The organism is Phycicoccus avicenniae, from assembly GCF_050496545.1.
GTDB lineage: Bacteria > Actinomycetota > Actinomycetes > Actinomycetales > Dermatophilaceae > Phycicoccus > Phycicoccus avicenniae_A.
Genome location: NZ_JBNVZV010000037.1, coordinates 1 through 14,668, shown reverse-complemented (window position 1 = coordinate 14,668; position 14,668 = coordinate 1). Strand labels below are relative to the sequence as shown.

17 protein-coding genes are annotated in these 14,668 nt (G+C 74.2%); 13 read left to right on the top strand and 4 right to left on the bottom strand.

The genetic code is table 11. The annotated features are described in order from the left end of the window. Positions 1-15: 15 nt before the first annotated feature. Positions 16-1,035 (bottom strand): GNAT family N-acetyltransferase, encoded by a 1,020-nt coding sequence (locus ACQZ2A_RS20325; RefSeq protein ID WP_430214615.1) that lies wholly within the window; start codon positions 1,033-1,035, stop codon positions 16-18. A 21-nt stretch (positions 1,036-1,056) separates the two neighbouring features. Between ACQZ2A_RS20325 and fdxA the strand changes: the two genes are divergently transcribed. From fdxA to ACQZ2A_RS20310, 3 genes are all read left to right on the top strand, one after another. Then, positions 1,057-1,383: a ferredoxin gene (gene fdxA / locus ACQZ2A_RS20320; protein WP_166118274.1), complete on the top strand. Its 327-nt coding sequence runs from the start codon at positions 1,057-1,059 to the stop codon at positions 1,381-1,383. 4 nt (positions 1,384-1,387) lie between these two features. Further along, the gene (gene dapC, locus ACQZ2A_RS20315; protein WP_430214614.1) at positions 1,388-2,536 is read left to right on the top strand and encodes a succinyldiaminopimelate transaminase; all 1,149 of its coding nucleotides are present in this window, start codon (positions 1,388-1,390) and stop codon (positions 2,534-2,536) included. A gap of 103 nt (positions 2,537-2,639) precedes the next feature. Further along, complete coding sequence (locus ACQZ2A_RS20310) at positions 2,640-3,926, top strand: citrate synthase (protein WP_430214612.1); 1,287 nt, start codon at positions 2,640-2,642, stop codon at positions 3,924-3,926. A gap of 160 nt (positions 3,927-4,086) precedes the next feature. Here ACQZ2A_RS20310 and ACQZ2A_RS20305 read toward each other — a convergent pair whose 3' ends face one another. Both ACQZ2A_RS20305 and dapD read right to left on the bottom strand, forming a co-directional pair. Continuing rightward, positions 4,087-4,971 carry a hypothetical protein gene (locus ACQZ2A_RS20305; protein WP_430214611.1) on the bottom strand — a complete coding sequence of 295 codons (885 nt, stop codon included), beginning with the start codon at positions 4,969-4,971 and terminating at the stop codon, positions 4,087-4,089. 43 nt (positions 4,972-5,014) lie between these two features. Further along, positions 5,015-5,938, bottom strand: a complete 924-nt coding sequence (dapD, locus tag ACQZ2A_RS20300) for a 2,3,4,5-tetrahydropyridine-2,6-dicarboxylate N-succinyltransferase (protein WP_430214610.1) — start codon at positions 5,936-5,938, stop codon at positions 5,015-5,017. Positions 5,939-6,007: 69 nt separating this feature from the next. On the opposite strand from dapD, the gene dapE reads away from it, so the two are divergent. The 8 genes from dapE (at position 6,008) to ACQZ2A_RS20260 (ending at position 12,902) form a co-directional block, all read left to right on the top strand. Then, a complete protein-coding gene (gene dapE / locus ACQZ2A_RS20295; protein ID WP_430214608.1) occupies positions 6,008-7,102 on the top strand; it encodes a succinyl-diaminopimelate desuccinylase in 1,095 nt (364 codons plus the stop codon). Between the two features lie 106 nt (positions 7,103-7,208). Next, positions 7,209-7,940, top strand: coding sequence for a TIGR00730 family Rossman fold protein (locus tag ACQZ2A_RS20290; protein ID WP_430214640.1), 732 nt, complete (start codon positions 7,209-7,211; stop codon positions 7,938-7,940). A gap of 28 nt (positions 7,941-7,968) precedes the next feature. Then, positions 7,969-8,253 (top strand): DivIVA domain-containing protein, encoded by a 285-nt coding sequence (locus tag ACQZ2A_RS20285; RefSeq protein ID WP_430214607.1) that lies wholly within the window; start codon positions 7,969-7,971, stop codon positions 8,251-8,253. After that, positions 8,253-8,705, top strand: a complete 453-nt coding sequence (locus tag ACQZ2A_RS20280) for a hypothetical protein (protein ID WP_430214605.1) — start codon at positions 8,253-8,255, stop codon at positions 8,703-8,705. The genes ACQZ2A_RS20285 and ACQZ2A_RS20280 overlap by 1 nt, the downstream gene beginning before the upstream one ends. Further along, positions 8,702-10,810, top strand: coding sequence for a hypothetical protein (locus ACQZ2A_RS20275; RefSeq protein WP_430214603.1), 2,109 nt, complete (start codon positions 8,702-8,704; stop codon positions 10,808-10,810). Before ACQZ2A_RS20280 ends, ACQZ2A_RS20275 begins: the two co-directional genes overlap by 4 nt. Continuing rightward, a complete protein-coding gene (locus ACQZ2A_RS20270) occupies positions 10,797-12,125 on the top strand; it encodes a hypothetical protein (protein ID WP_430214601.1) in 1,329 nt (442 codons plus the stop codon). The genes ACQZ2A_RS20275 and ACQZ2A_RS20270 overlap by 14 nt, the downstream gene beginning before the upstream one ends. 126 nt (positions 12,126-12,251) lie before the next feature. Continuing rightward, entirely contained in the window at positions 12,252-12,425 is a 174-nt protein-coding gene (locus tag ACQZ2A_RS20265; protein WP_430214599.1) for a DUF3117 domain-containing protein, read from the top strand. A 120-nt stretch (positions 12,426-12,545) separates the two neighbouring features. Continuing rightward, on the top strand, positions 12,546-12,902 hold the full coding sequence (locus ACQZ2A_RS20260) for a hypothetical protein (protein WP_430214598.1): 357 nt from the start codon (positions 12,546-12,548) through the stop codon (positions 12,900-12,902). Between the two features lie 15 nt (positions 12,903-12,917). On the opposite strand, the gene ACQZ2A_RS20255 is transcribed toward ACQZ2A_RS20260, so the two are convergent. Then, positions 12,918-13,553 (bottom strand): O-methyltransferase, encoded by a 636-nt coding sequence (locus tag ACQZ2A_RS20255; RefSeq protein WP_430214596.1) that lies wholly within the window; start codon positions 13,551-13,553, stop codon positions 12,918-12,920. A gap of 117 nt (positions 13,554-13,670) precedes the next feature. Between ACQZ2A_RS20255 and sigE the strand changes: the two genes are divergently transcribed. Both sigE and ACQZ2A_RS20245 read left to right on the top strand, forming a co-directional pair. Further along, the gene (gene sigE / locus ACQZ2A_RS20250; RefSeq protein ID WP_430214638.1) at positions 13,671-14,312 is read left to right on the top strand and encodes an RNA polymerase sigma factor SigE; all 642 of its coding nucleotides are present in this window, start codon (positions 13,671-13,673) and stop codon (positions 14,310-14,312) included. Next, on the top strand, positions 14,309-14,668 hold a 360-nt coding region (locus tag ACQZ2A_RS20245), incomplete at its 3' end, for a hypothetical protein (RefSeq protein ID WP_430214594.1). The genes sigE and ACQZ2A_RS20245, both read left to right, overlap by 4 nt.

The following is a 14,668-nucleotide window of genomic DNA, read 5'->3' as shown; positions in this document are numbered from 1 at the left end:
AGGCGGCGCGGCGGGTCAAGGCCGTCGGAGCGTGACGTACTCGTGGTGCGGCACGAAGCCGGCGCTACGGTAGAACGCCTGTGCCGCAGCGTTGTCCGTGTCGGTCTGCAGGTGCAGCGACCGGACTCCGCGCGCGTGCGCCTCGCCGGCCAGACGGGTGAGCAGCGCTCTGGCGATGCCCCGGCGCCGGGCCTGCGGCGCGGTCCACATCGCGGCGATGCCGCCCCATGTCGCGGCGATGCCGAGCCGCCCCACGCCCAGCACGCCGTCGGCGTCGCGGGCGGTCGCGAAGACCTGCTCGGGGGAGCCCGTGAGCACCGCACGGGCCGGTCCGGGCGGTGCCTCGCGGTAGCCCTGGTACGCGGCGAACCACTCGTCGGTGAGCCCGCGCCCGAGCGACACCTCGACGTCCGGGGAGGGGGCGGGGCCCTGCGCGGCCACGGTGGCGGCGGCCGCGGTGAACGTCGTGGTCGTGACCCGTGGCAGGTAGCCGCGCGCGAGCAGCAGGGCGCCGAGCGGGTCGCCCGCGAGCGCGAACCCGACCGGTCCGGCGAGGGTCAGGGCGGGGGTGATGCCCCGCGCGTCGTACCAGGCCTCGACGGCGTCGACGGCGGCGTCCAGGGAGCGCCCCGGGTCGCCGGCCGACATCACCGAGTTGGCGCGCTGGGTGAACCCACCGGCCGCCCGCAGCAACCAGTCGCCGAGGTGCTCGCTCTCGACCGGCGGCCAGGCCCCGACCATCACCCGCTGGAGGTCCTCGACGGACAGCGCGAGGTGCGGCGCGCCCCGGCGCGAGGGGGCCGGCGGGAGCTCCTTGACGACCGTCACCGACGCCCGCGGCACCGCCACCTCGCCGCGTCGCGTGCGGACGAGGAGGTGCTCGGCGTCGGAGTGCGCGAGCACCCCGACGACGTCGGTGAGGGTGGCGCCGGAGAGCGGGTCGGGGACCGGGAGGCGGTGCCGGACGACCACCCGCGTCCCGACCGGCGGGACGTCGGGGGAGCGGTGCGGCGGGCCGCCCTCCGGGGTCTGCATGCCGTGAATAGTATGGGCGCCATGACGTACGTGATCGCGCAGCCCTGTGTGGACCTGAAGGACAAGGCCTGCATCGAGGAGTGCCCCGTCGACTGCATCTACGAGGGCGAGCGCAGCCTCTACATCCACCCCGACGAGTGCGTCGACTGCGGTGCGTGCGAGCCGGTCTGCCCGGTCGAGGCGATCTACTACGAGGACGACGTGCCCGAGCAGTGGGCCGAGTACTACAAGGCCAACGTCGAGTTCTTCGACGACCTCGGCAGCCCCGGCGGCGCCGCCAAGCTGGGCGTCATCGCCAAGGACCACCCGATCATCGCCGACCTCCCCCCGCAGGAGCACGACGAGTGACGGGGTGCTGACCCTCCCCGACTTCCCCTGGGACTCGCTCGCTCCCGCCAAGGAGCGGGCGAGCGCGTTCTCCGACCCCTCGCTCGAGGGGTCGGCCGGCCAGGGCATCGTCGACCTCTCGGTCGGCACCCCGGTCGACCCGACGCCGGAGGTCGTGCGCCGTGCGCTCGCCGCGGCCGCGGACGCCCCGGGCTACCCGCAGACCTACGGCACCCCTGACCTGCGCGAGGCGGTCGCCGGATGGTTCGCCGCCCGGCGCGGCGCCCCCGGGGTCGACCCGGCCGGCGTGCTGCCCACCATCGGCTCCAAGGAGCTCGTCGCCTGGTTGCCCACCCTGCTCGGGCTCGGCGAGGGCGACGTCGTGGCCTTCCCCCGCGTGGCCTACCCGACCTACGACGTCGGCGCGCGGCTGGCCCGCGCGGTACCGATGGCCGTCGACGGGCTGACCGCGCTCGGACCGCTGACCCCCGCCACGACGCCGAAGCTGTTGTGGCTCAACACTCCCGGTAACCCGACCGGTCAGGTGCTGGGCGTCGAGCACCTGCGCAAGGTCGTCGGCTGGGCGCGCGAGCACGGCGTGGTCGTCGCCTCCGACGAGTGCTACGCCGAGCTCGACTGGCGCCCGCGTGACCCGGCCTCCGGCGAGCCGCCGACCACCCCCAGCATCCTCGACCCGCGCGTCTGCGGCGGGTCCCACGAGGGGCTGCTCGCCGTGTACTCGCTCTCGAAGCAGTCCAACCTCGCGGGCTACCGGGCGGCCTTCGTCGCGGGTGACCCCACCCTCGTGAAGCAGCTGCTCGAGGTGCGCAAGCACGCCGGGATGATCGTCCCGTGGCCGGTGCAGCGGGCGATGCTCGCGGCCCTCACCGACACCGCCCACGTCGAGGAGCAGAAGGCCCGGTACGCCGCCCGCCGGGCGGTGCTGCGCCCGGCCGTCGAGGCCTTCGGCCTGCGCGTCGAGCACTCCGAGGCCGGTCTCTACCTGTGGGCGACCGCGGGGGAGCCGGCCCGCACCACCCTCGACCGGCTGGCGGCCCGGGGCATCCTCGTCGCCCCCGGGGACTTCTACGGGGCGAGCGGGCGCGAGCACGTGCGCATCGCCCTGACCGCGGGCGACGAGCGCATCGCGGCGGCCGCCGCACGGCTGGCCTGACGGGAGCGTCCAATGTCACGCCGGCCGCGTTTCACCGCCCGGTGACCGGCGGGTAGGGTCGAAGGAAGTCCGAGTTCCCCCGAAACCCCCCAAGGATCGCGCCATGACCGACGGAGCAACCCTCCACGCCGCGGGCAAGCAGCTCGACCTCTCCCTCGTCCCCGCGACCGAGGGCAACAGCGGGTACGACATCTCCGCGCTGCTCAAGGAGACCGGCAACGTCACCCTCGACGCCGGCTTCACGAACACCGCGAGCTGCACCAGCGCCATCACCTACATCGACGGCGACGCGGGCATCCTGCGCTACCGCGGGTACCCCATCGAGCAGCTTGCGAAGAGCTCGACCTTCCTCGAGACCTCTTACCTGCTCATCTACGGCACGCTGCCGACCCCCACCGAGCTCTCCGCCTTCGAGGACCGCATCCGCGAGCACACGATGCTCCACGAGGACCTCAAGGGCTTCTTCCAGGGCTTCCCGCGCGACGCGCACCCGATGCCCGTGCTGTCCTCCGCCGTCTCGGCGCTCTCGACCTTCTACCAGGACAGCCTCGACCCCTTCGACGAGGAGCAGGTCGAGATCTCCACGATCCGCCTCCTCGCGAAGCTGCCGACCATCGCGGCGTACGCGTACAAGAAGTCGATCGGGCAGCCGTTCCTCTACCCGGACAACGACCTCAGCCTCGTCGAGAACTTCCTCCGGATGACCTTCGGTGTCCCGGCCACGGCGTACGACATCGACCCGGAGATCGTCAAGGCCGTCGACCTCCTGCTCATCCTCCACGCCGACCACGAGCAGAACTGCTCGACCTCCACGGTCCGGCTCGTCGGCTCCTCGCAGGCCAACCTCTTCGCGTCGGTCTCGGCCGGCATCAACGCCCTCTTCGGCCCGCTGCACGGCGGTGCCAACCAGGCGGTCCTCGAGATGCTCGAGCGCATCAACGGCGCCGAGTACACCGCCGAGGAGTTCATGAAGAAGGTGAAGAACAAGGAGGACGGCGTCCGCCTCATGGGCTTCGGGCACCGGGTCTACAAGAACTACGACCCGCGTGCGGCGATCATCAAGGACACCGCCCACAGCATCCTCGCGAAGACCGGCGGCAACGACCAGCTGCTCGAGATCGCGATGCGCCTCGAGGAGATCGCGCTGGCCGACGACTACTTCGTCGAGCGCAAGCTCTACCCGAACGTCGACTTCTACACCGGCCTCATCTACAAGTCGATGGGCTTCCCGACGCGGATGTTCACCGTCCTCTTCGCCCTCGGCCGCCTGCCGGGCTGGATCGCCCAGTGGCGCGAGATGATGGAGGACCCGGCCACGAAGATCGGCCGCCCGCGCCAGGTGTACACCGGCGAGGGCGAGCGCGACTACGTGGCGCTCGACCAGCGCTGACCCCAGCACGACAGCGGACGGCCCGGCACCCCACGAGGGTGCCGGGCCGTGCTGCGTGCGGGCCGCGTCCGGGGTGTCGAGTGCGCACGTGGTCGCCCCGGAGACCGTTTCCGCACTCGACGCGGGGAGGAGCGGGGGGAGCGGGGGAGCAGGGGGTCGGTCAGGCGAGGTGGATGACGACCTCGCGCTCGCCGACGTCGCCGCCGGTCGACCACTCGAGGGCGGAGTCCTCCATCGAGCGGCTCCACTCGCGCCCGTTCGTGGACACCCGGACCACGCCGGTGTCGGTCGCCCGGGCCACGGCCCACGACCCGACGGCCCAGGCGAGGTCCTGGGAGCCGGCGCGCACCCGCACCGTCGAGCCCTCGACGCTCGGCTCGATGCCGAAGTCCTTGGTGAGCAGCGCCGCGACGTCCTGCGGCGAGCCGGCCGCCTCCGGGTCGCGCAGCGCACAGCCGATGCCCGCGTGCGTCTGGCCGGACAGCACCGACGCGGTGACCCGCGCCTGGCCCTCGTGCTGCGCGTACGCCTCGCCGGCCGCCGAGCGCTGCACCGCCTGGGCGGCGACGGCGATGTCCATCGAGGTGTAGCCGTCGACCTTCTCGAGGGCGTCGTAGAACTTGTTCGTGGAGTACTCGGGGTCGAGGATCTGCTCGGCGCTGCCCCAGCCCTGTGACGGCCGCTGCTGGAAGAGCCCGAGGGAGTCGCGGTCGCCGAAGCGCACGTTGCGCACCTTGGACTCCTGCATCGCCGTCGCGATGGCGATGGACGCCGCGCGCGGGGGCAGGTCGCGCTTGACGGCGATCGCGGTGATGGCGGCGGCGTTGCTGGCCTGGTCCGGGCCCCAGTCGTAGCCCGCGCCGCCGGCGGTGACGCGGCACTGCTCGCCGGACACCGCGTGGACGAGGCGCTGGACGCCGACCCACCCGCCCGCGGCGAGCACGCCGACGACGAGCACGGTGACGAGGACGGACACCCGTCGGCGGCGGCGCGAGCGCGGCCGCTCCTCGGCGAGGGTCACGGCGCCCCGGGGCGTGCGCGGCATGGGGTGGGTCCTCCGGTGGCTCGGGGTGGGTGGTGTGCGGCGGTCAGTCGTTGGCGTGCAGGGCGGAGTTCAGCACGATGCCGTGGCCGTCGCGCGGACGGGCCTCGACGGTGCCGCTCACCGAGTTGCGCAGGAACAGCAGGCTGCTCTGCCCGGAGAGCTCGCGGGCCTTGGTCACGGAGCCGTCCGGCAGGGTCACCTTCGTCCCGGCCGTCAGGTAGAGGCCGGCCTCGACGACGCAGTCGTCACCGAGCGCGATGCCGAGCCCGGCCTCGGCTCCGAGCAGACAACGTCTGCCGATGCTCACGCGTTCCGTGCCGCCGCCGGAGAGGGTCCCCATCGTGGAGGCACCGCCGCCGATGTCGGAGCCGTCGCCGACGACGACACCCTGGCTGATCCGGCCCTCGACCATCGAGGACCCGAGCGTGCCGGCGTTGAAGTTCACGAAGCCCTCGTGCATCACGGTGGTGCCGCTCGCGAGGTGGGCGCCGAGGCGCACGCGGTCGGCGTCGCCGACGCGCACGCCCGACGGCACGACGTAGTCGAGCATCCGCGGGAACTTGTCGACCGAGAGGACCTGCACCGGGCCGCGCACGCGCATCCGGGCGCGGGTGGTCTCGAAGCCCTCGACGGCGCACGGACCCTGCGAGGTCCACACGACGTTGGGCAGGACGCCGAAGAGACCGTCGAGGTCCAGCGAGTTGGGCTCCGCGAGCCGGTGGGACAGCAGGTGCAGGCGCAGGTAGGCGTCCTCGGTGGAGGCCGGCGAGGCGTCGAGGTCGATGCTCACCGTGGCGGTCTCACGGATGACGCCGCGCACGTCGTCGGACCCCACGAGGTCGGCCAGCTCGGCCGGGACGTCCGAGCCGTCGGGCTCGCCGAGGGCCGGAGCGGGGTACCAGGCGTCGAGGACCGTGCCGTCGTGCGTACGGGTCAGGAGGCCGTGGCCCCAGGCGGTGCGCGTCATGGCCCCAAGGGTACGGGGGAGCGCGGGCCGCCCCGGGCACGGTGCCCGGCGCTCACTAGGGTGGAGCGCATGGCTGCGAGCACCCCCGTCCTCGACCTCGGCGCCGACGTCACCACCCTCACCGCCGCCGTGTGCGACATCGAGTCGGTGAGCCTCGACGAGGCCGCGCTGGCCGACGCCGTCGAGGCCGCCGTCCGCGCCACCGGCCGGGTGACGGTGACGCGCATCGGCAACACCGTGGTGGCCCGCACCGACCTGGGCCGTGCCGAGCGGGTCGTGCTCGCCGGCCACCTCGACACCGTCCCGCTGACCGCCGAGCCGGTGAACCTCCCGACCCGCCGGGTGGAGGGCGCCGACGGCGAGATCCTCTGGGGCCGCGGCACGGTCGACATGAAGGGCGGTGTGGCGGTGATGCTCCGCGTCCTCCACGAGGTCGCCGAGCCGAGCCGAGACGTCACCTACGTCTTCTACGAGGGCGAGGAGATCGACTCGCAGTTCAACGGTCTCCTCCACGTGCAGGAGCAGGCGCCGCAGCTCATCGACGACGCCGACTTCGCCGTGCTCCTCGAGCCCACGGACGCCCGCATCGAGGGCGGGTGCAAGGGCACCCTGCGAGCCCTGGTCTCCACCAAGGGAATCGCCTCGCACTCCGCCCGTCCGTGGAAGGGGCACAACGCGATCCACGACGCGGCCGAGGTCCTCGCCCGCCTCGTCGCGTACCGCCCGCAGACGCGCGAGGTCGACGGGCTCGAGTTCGTCGAGGCGCTCAACGCCGTGAAGGTCGAGGGCGGCATCGCCGGCAACGTCATCCCCGACCGGTGCGTCGTCACCGTCAACTACCGGTACGCGCCCTCGCTGTCCGAGGAGGACGCCGACGCCCACGTCCGCGAGGTCTTCGCCGGCTTCGACGTCGAGGTGGTCGACAACGCCGGCGGCGCCCGACCCGGCCTGCACCTGCCCGCGGCGCGCGCCTTCGTCGAGGCCCTCGGTGTCGACGTCGAGGCCAAGCAGGGCTGGACCGACGTCGCCCGCTTCTCCGCGATGGGGGTGCCGGCCGTCAACTTCGGGCCGGGCGACCCCAACCTCGCGCACATGGACGACGAGCAGTGCCCCGTGCGGCAGTACAGCGACTGCGAGGCCGCGCTGCTGCGCTGGCTCGCCTGACGCGCGCGGCCCCGCGGCTAGGGTGACCGACGTGGAGACACCGACGCCGAGCGAGCGCCCCGCGACCACCCGCGGAGAGCGCGACTACCACCAGGGCCCCGTCGTCATGCGCCGCTCGAAGGTGCCCGGGTCCACCACCGACCAGCGTCTCCTCGACAGCAGCGGCTCGGCCGAGTGGGTCCACGCCGACCCGTGGCGCGTCATGCGCATCACGTCCGAGTTCGTCACGGGGTTCGGCGCGCTCGCCGAGCTCGGCCCGGCGGTCAGCGTCTTCGGGTCGGCCCGCACGTCCCCGGACACCCCGGCGTACGCCCTCGGCGAGCAGGTCGGCCGGGCCCTCGTCGAGGCCGGCTACGCGGTCATCACCGGTGGGGGACCGGGTGCCATGGAGGCCGCCAACAAGGGCGCCCTCGAGGCCGGGGGCACCTCGGTCGGGCTCGGCATCGAGCTGCCCTTCGAGGCCGGTCTCAACCCGCACGTCGACCTCGGCGTCAACTTCCGCTACTTCTTCGCCCGCAAGACGATGTTCGTCAAGTACGCCTGCGGGTTCATCGTCCTGCCCGGCGGGTTCGGCACCCTCGACGAGCTGTTCGAGGCGGTGACCCTCGTCCAGACGCAGAAGGTGACGAGCTTCCCCATCGTCCTGCTCGGCAGCGAGTACTGGGGCGGGCTGCTCGACTGGCTGCGCGGGACGGCCGCGGCCGCCGGCACGATCAGCGAGAAGGACCTCGCGCTGCTCACCCTCACCGACGACGTCGACGAGGCGGTCCGCACCGTCGTCGCGGCCGACCGCGCCGCCGGTCGCGGGCCGTCCGGCCCCGGCACGCACCCCGAGTAGCCACGGCTCGGGACCGTAGGATCGGCGCGTGGTCCCCGTCCTCCTCGCCCTCGTCGCGATCGCGCTCGTCGCGGTGGTCGTCGGGGTCGCGACGGGGCGCATCCCGGTCGACCCGCTCGCCGACGCGGTGCACACGACCCCCGACCACGGCCTCCCCGACGAGCCCGGGGCCCGTGACGTCGTCGACGTCCGGTTCGACACCGCGCCCCGCGGCTACCGGATGGAGGACGTCGACACCCACCTCGACGCGCTGGCGCAGACCCTCGCCGAGCGCGAGCGCGAGGTCGCCGAGCTGCGCGACCGGGAGACCTGATGGCCTTCACCGTCCGCCGCAGCACCGGCCTGCCGCGCGAGACGGCGTGGGCGGTCGTCACCGACCTGCGCGAGCACACGCGCCACGTCCCGCTCACCGACGTCGCGGTGCCCGAGGGCGGGCTGGTCCTGGGCGCCGAGGTCTCGGCGGTCACCCGGCTCGGGCCGGTCGCCGGCGCCGACCGGATGCTCGTCACGGCCCTCGAGCCCGGCCGCCGGCTGCGCCTGGTCAAGACCGGCTGGTTCCTGCGCGGCTGGGCCGACATCACCGTCACCGACGCCGCGCCGGACGACGGCCCGACCACCACCGAGGTGGTCTGGACCGAGGAGCTGTGGCTGCCCGGCCTGCGCCGCCTCACGACGCCGGTCGGCGACCGGCTCGGACCCCTGCTCTTCGGCCGCGTGGTCGAGGGGCTCGTGGCCGCCGCCGAGGCCCGGGGTGGCCGGCCGTGACCTGGTCGGTGCTCGCGGCGCTCGTCGGGGTCGGTGTGGTGGTCGCCGGCGCCTGGTGGCTCGGTCGCGACCGCCCGGGCGCGGCGCGCGAGCCGTCCACCGCCGGCGGGACGACGTACCGCCTGGCCCACCGCGGCTACCGGATGGACCAGGTCGACGAGGTCGTCGACCGCATCGAGGCGCGGATCGCCCTGCAGGAGGCCGAGATCGCCCGCTTGAGCGGCCACGACGCCCCGCCGTCCGCCGTGGCCCACACCGGCTCGGCCTTCCCGGAGGCCGTCGCGCCGACCCCGGCCGCGCAGGGCGACGAGGCGGGGGACGACCCGCCCCCCCGAGCGCGTCCGGCAGCCGGCTCCGACCCGGTTGCCGGACGGCCCGCGCCGCTGACGAAGCGTGACCTGCTCGCCCCCCTCGCCTACCTCGCGATCGCCGCGTACGTCACGCTCGGGCTGCTCGGGGCGGTCCGCACCGGCTACCTGTCCCAGGGCGTGCAGGACCAGCAGGCCTTCGAGTGGTACCTCGGCGCCACGGCGCACAACCTCGTCAGCCTCTCGAACCCCCTCTTCTCCGACCTCCAGAACTTCCCGACCGGCGTCAACCTCATGGCCAACGCCTCGATCCTCGGGATCGGGGTGCCGTTCGCGCCGCTGACCCTGCTCGCCGGCCCGGAGGTCACCTTCGTCCTCGTCGAGCTGCTCGGCCTCGCCCTCACGGCCACCGCCTGGTACTGGCTCGTGCGCCGCCGGCTGGCGGTGCACCCGGCCGCCGCCTTCCTCGCCGGGGCGCTCGCGGGGTTCGGCCCCGGGATGGTCAGCCACGCCAACGGCCACCCGAACTTCGTCGTGCAGGCGCTCGTGCCCGTGATCCTCGACCGCCTCCTGCGGGTCCTCGAGGGGCGGCACCCGGTCCGCGACGGCGTGGTGCTCGGGCTGCTCGCCGCGTGGCAGGTGCTCATCGGCGAGGAGGTGCTCCTCCTCACCGCCCTCGGGGTCCTCGTGGCCGGTGCGGTGTGGCTGGCCCACCGCCGGCCCCCGCTGCGCCCGGCCCTCACCGGGCTCGGCGTCGGGGGCCTCGTCGCCCTCGTCCTCGTGGCGGTGCCCCTCTGGTGGCAGTTCCGCGGGCCGCAGAGCTACGCCTCCATCTACCACCCGCCGGCCGGCAACGACCTCGCCCAGCTGTGGGGGAGGGCCACCCGCACCGTGGCCGCCGACCCCTGGGCCTCGGCGGCGCTGTCGATGAACCGCACCGAGGAGAACTCGTTCTTCGGCATCCCCCTCTGGGTCGCTGCCGGCGCCACGGTGCTCCTCCTGTGGCGCAGCGTCCTCGTCCGCGCGCTCGCCGCGGTCGTCGTCGTCACCTGCTGGCTCTCGCTCGGCGAGGAGGTGACCCTCCACGGCGTCCCGCTGGGCGTCCCCGGGCCGTGGGCGCTGCTCGAGCACGTCCCGGTCGTCGAGAACGTGCTGCCCACCCGCTTCACCCTCGTCGCGCTCCCGGCGCTCGCCCTGCTCCTCGCCCTCGGTGCCGAGGGCCTGCGCCGCGCCGTCGACCGCTGGGTCGGTGCGCCGGGCACCGGCCTGCCGGTCGCGCTCGTCGCGGCCGGCATCGCGCTCGCGCCCGTCGTCCCCACCCCGCTCGTCGTCGACCCGCGCCCCGTCGTCCCCGCCTTCTTCACCGAGGGCCTGTGGCGCGACCACGTCGACGACGACGGCTCGGTCCTCGCGGCCCCGCCCCCCAACGTCGCCGACGCGCGTGCCCTGGAGTGGCAGGCCGCCGCGCGGTGGGGGTTCCCGGTCGTCGCCGGCTACTTCGTCGGACCCGACACCACGCCCGAGCGCGGCGGGCAGTACGGTGCGACACCGACGGCGCTGACGAGCTGGCTCGCCCAGGTCGCCGAGGCGGGCACCGCGCTCCCCGTGGGCGCGGACCAGCGGGCCGGGTTCGTGACGGACCTGCGGGCCGGCCGGGTCGACGCGGTCGTCCTCCCCGAGGACCGCTCGGCCGCCGCGGCGCTGCGTTCGTCGTTGACCTCGCTGCTCGGGGCCCCGCAGCGGGTCGGCGGGGTGTACCTGTGGGACGTGAGGGAGCTGACCGATGGCCAGGGCTGAGGTGGCGCCGGCGACCGAGCCGGTGACCGGCGAGGAGCCGGTGGGTGGTTCCGTGCTGCGCCGGCTGCTCAGCTCGCGCGGCCGCCACGAGCTCGCCGGCCGTGCCCTGGCCCGCCCTGTCCTGACCATCCTCGCCGTCTACGCCCTCTCGCGCGTGGTGTCGGTGCTCGCCCTCTGGGTGGCCGCCACCTGGTTCCAGAACCCCGCCGGCGTCGGCCACCAGGACCCCACCGTCGGTGACCTCATCGGGCTCTGGGACGGCGTCTGGTACCAGCGGATCGTCGAGGACGGCTACCCCGTGCCGCTGCCGGTGGACGCCGACAACGGCCGGATCACGTACAGCGCGTGGGCCTTCTACCCCCTGTACCCGTACCTGGTGAAGGCCGTGATGCTCACCGGGATGTCCTTCGCGGTGGCGGGCGCGGTGGTCAACCTCGTGCTCGGCGCCGTCGCGGCCGTCCTCATCCACGCCCTCTTCCGCAGCACGTACCACGCCGCCCGCCAGCCCCAGCGCGAGCGGCTGGCCCTCGTCGCGGCCTGCCTCTGGTGCTTCTACCCGACGACGTCGGTGATGCTCAAGCCGTACACCGAGGCGCTCGCCGTGGCGCTCGTGGCCGCGGCCCTGCTCGTCCTCGTCCGCCGCCGCTACCTGCTCGTCGCCGCCCTCGCCGTGCCCCTGGGCTTCACCCGCGGCGTCGCACCCGCCCTCGGCATCGCCGTCCTCATCCACCTCGTCGTGCGGTGGCGCGAGGAGCGGGCCGCCGGGCTGCGCCCCCTCGACGGGCAGCGGGCCCGCGTCCTGACGATGCTCGCCGCCGTCGGCGCCAGCGGGGTCGCCTGGCCGGTGGTGGCCGGCCTCGCGACCGGTGTGCCGACGGCGTTCTTCGACGTCCAGGCCGCATGGGGGCAGAAGCCGGCCGACGGCCCGTTCGTCCTGTGGTTCGAGTGGGCCTGGGAGTCCAAGGGGGTGCTCGGGGTGGTCGTCCTCGTCGCCCTGGCGGCCACCTACGTCGCCCTCGTCCTCGGCCGGCACGGTCGCTGGATGAGCGTCGAGATGCGCGCCTGGGCGCTGGCCTACCCGTTCTTCCTCTTCGCCGTCGTGCGGCCGATCACCTCGATGTGGCGCTTCCTCCTCCTCGACATGCCGCTCGCCGCCCTGCTCGCCTCGGTCGCCATGCGCACCGCGAACGGCCAGCAGGTGGTTCCGCACTGGAAGCGACGGGTGGCGGTGGTCGTGCTCGTCCTCGTCGGCGGGATCCTCTGGTGGACCTGCAGCCTGTTGACCTACACCCCGTGGGGTTCCTTCCCCCCGTGACCTGCGCGGGGTGGATTTCGTCACGTCCGGGGCGTCGGCGATAATGGATGCCTACGTCCGGCGTCCGGTTGCCGGACCGCCCCGCGTCGGCACCCACGCCGCCGCGACGAGGAAGGGATACACGCCATGGCGGCAATGAAGCCGAGGACGGGCGACGGCCCGCTCGAGGTCACCAAGGAGGGCCGCGGCATCGTGCTGCGCATGCCGCTCGAGGGGGGCGGTCGGCTGGTGGTCGAGATGACCCCGGACGAGGTGCGTGCGCTCGGCGAGGCGATCGACAACTGCGACGGCCTCAAGTGACCCGCTCCTGACGCCTTCGACGGGACCCCCGACCAGCACCGGTCGGGGGTCCCGCCGCGTTCCGGGACGACTGGTGAGACGCGGTGGCGTGCCCCGGACCGCCCACCTAGCGTCGGCACCATGAACGCTGGCTACGGACTGACGGTGCGCTGGTCGCTCGAGGGGGCCCCGCGTGAGGCGCCGGACGCGCTGCGCGAGTACGTCGTCGGCACCTCCATCGCCCGCTTCATGTTCCTCGACGGGCTGGCCTTCAAGGTGTGGCGGATGCGCGAGGGCGAGTGGTTCGAGGGCACCTACGTCTTCGACAGCGAGCAGGAGCGCGCCCACTTCCGCGAGGGTTTCGAACCCGGCGCGGCGAGCTCGCCCGGCAGCGAGATCATCGGCTCGGCGCCGGTCCTGCTCGAGGAGTGGGAGGTCGTGGCCATCGCCGAGGGCCCGGCCGGCTTCCGGCGCGGCGCCGGCCCGTCGGTCAGCTGAGCGCCCCGCCCGGCGTCAGCGGCGGACGGCGACGAGCACGCCGTCGCTGACCGGCAGCAGCGCGGTGACGAGGTCGTCGTGGTCGCGCACGGCCTTGCCGAGGTCGCGCAGCGTCGAGGTGGTCTCGTCGCGGGCGGCGGGGTCGGCCACCCGGTCGTGCCACAGCATATTGTCGACGACCAGCACGCCGCCGGGCCGCAGCAGCCGCACGGCGTGCTCGACGTAGGTGGGGTAGGTGTCCTTGTCGGCGTCGACGTGGACCATGTCGTAGGCGCCGTCGGCCATCCGCGGGAGGACCTCGGCGGCGGCGCCGGTGATGACCCGCGTGCGCTGGTGCGGGTAACCGGCCTCGCCGTAGGCCTGGCGGGCCAGGCGCTGGTGCTCGGCCGAGACGTCGATGGTGGTCAGGACCCCGTCGTCGGGCATGCCGGCGAGCAGCCAGAGGCCGGAGGTCCCGGCGCCGGTGCCCACCTCGAGCACGTGCCGCGCCCCGACCGCGGCGGCGAGCAGGCGCAGCACCGCCCCGGCGCCCGTGCCGACGGGGGAGGCCGCGCCGAGCTCGACGCCCCGGCGGCGGGCCGCCTCCTGGGCCTCGGGCTCGGGGACGAACTCCTCGGCGTAGGACCAGCTGGCCGGCTTCAGTCCGCTCATGGCGGCAACCCTAGTGCGCCGCGCGGGGGTCGGCGCGCCACCGATTCCCAGCCGACGTTCAGGCTTCCCGGGAACAATTCCCGGCCACGACACGTATCGATGGGTGACATGAGCAGCATGGTGACGGACCAACCGATGACGACGACGCAGGAACCTGCGCGCGAGGCCGCCGGCCCGGCGTGGGAGCCGCCGTCCTGGGAGCAGGTCGTCGAGCAGCACTCGGCCCGCGTGTACCGCCTCGCCTACCGGCTGACCGGCAACGTCCACGACGCCGAGGACCTCACCCAGGACGTCTTCGTCCGGGTCTTCCGCTCGCTGCACACCTACCAGCCGGGCACCTTCGAGGGCTGGCTGCACCGCATCACCACGAACGTCTTCCTCGACAAGATGCGCCGGAAGCAGCGCATCCGCTTCGACGCCCTGTCCGACGAGTCGGCCGCGCGCCTGCCCAGCCGCGACATCGGCCCGGAGCAGACCTTCGCCGACACCCACCTCGACGACGACGTGCAGCGCGCGCTCGACGCCCTCTCGCCCGACTTCCGCGCCGCGGTCGTCCTCTGCGACATCGAGGGCCTGTCCTACGAGGAGGTCGCGGCCACGCTCGGCATCAAGCTCGGCACCGTGCGCTCGCGCATCCACCGCGGCCGGTCCCAGCTCCGCGAGGCGCTGGCGCACCGCGCGCCGCGTCCCCGCCCCGAGGTCACCGCCCCCGCGCGTCGCGGCCCGATCGTCCGGCGCCCGGCCGCGGGAGTCGTATGACCGCTCGCGCGGGTGTGCAGTGCCTCGGTGACGAGCTCTCGGAGTACGCCGCCGGGCGCCTCGGTGCGTCCCGCGAGCACGCCTGGGACCGCCACCTCGTCGCGTGCGAGGTGTGCCGGCACGCAGTCGGGCAGGAGCAGCGGCTGCGCGCCGCCCTCGCCGGCGCCCCGTCGATGCCGGGCGACCTGCGCCTCTCGCTGCTCGCCCTGGGCCGTCAGCTCGAGCCCACCCCGCTGACGGTCGGTGGCCGCGAGCCGCTGCCGATGCTCGCCCCGAACGACCCGCCCTGCCACCGCAGCGCGCTGCGGGCCACGGTCGTGGGGGGGGCGGGGGGCGGGGGGGGGGGGGCGCGCGCC

Bases quoted from the DNA above. Each gene is read 5' to 3' on its own strand.
- ACQZ2A_RS20325 (WP_430214615.1), bottom strand. From the start codon at position 1,035: ATGCAGACCCCGGAGGGCGGCCCGCCGCACCGCTCCCCCGACGTCCCG.
- fdxA (WP_166118274.1), top strand. From the start codon at position 1,057: ATGACGTACGTGATCGCGCAGCCCTGTGTGGACCTGAAGGACAAGGCC.
- ACQZ2A_RS20310 (WP_430214612.1), top strand. From the start codon at position 2,640: ATGACCGACGGAGCAACCCTCCACGCCGCGGGCAAGCAGCTCGACCTC.
- ACQZ2A_RS20305 (WP_430214611.1), bottom strand. From the start codon at position 4,971: ATGCCGCGCACGCCCCGGGGCGCCGTGACCCTCGCCGAGGAGCGGCCG.
- dapD (WP_430214610.1), bottom strand. From the start codon at position 5,938: ATGACGCGCACCGCCTGGGGCCACGGCCTCCTGACCCGTACGCACGAC.
- dapE (WP_430214608.1), top strand. From the start codon at position 6,008: ATGGCTGCGAGCACCCCCGTCCTCGACCTCGGCGCCGACGTCACCACC.
- ACQZ2A_RS20290 (WP_430214640.1), top strand. From the start codon at position 7,209: ATGCGCCGCTCGAAGGTGCCCGGGTCCACCACCGACCAGCGTCTCCTC.
- ACQZ2A_RS20280 (WP_430214605.1), top strand. From the start codon at position 8,253: ATGGCCTTCACCGTCCGCCGCAGCACCGGCCTGCCGCGCGAGACGGCG.
- ACQZ2A_RS20270 (WP_430214601.1), top strand. From the start codon at position 10,797: ATGGCCAGGGCTGAGGTGGCGCCGGCGACCGAGCCGGTGACCGGCGAG.
- ACQZ2A_RS20265 (WP_430214599.1), top strand. From the start codon at position 12,252: ATGGCGGCAATGAAGCCGAGGACGGGCGACGGCCCGCTCGAGGTCACC.
- ACQZ2A_RS20260 (WP_430214598.1), top strand. From the start codon at position 12,546: ATGAACGCTGGCTACGGACTGACGGTGCGCTGGTCGCTCGAGGGGGCC.
- ACQZ2A_RS20255 (WP_430214596.1), bottom strand. From the start codon at position 13,553: ATGAGCGGACTGAAGCCGGCCAGCTGGTCCTACGCCGAGGAGTTCGTC.
- sigE (WP_430214638.1), top strand. From the start codon at position 13,671: ATGGTGACGGACCAACCGATGACGACGACGCAGGAACCTGCGCGCGAG.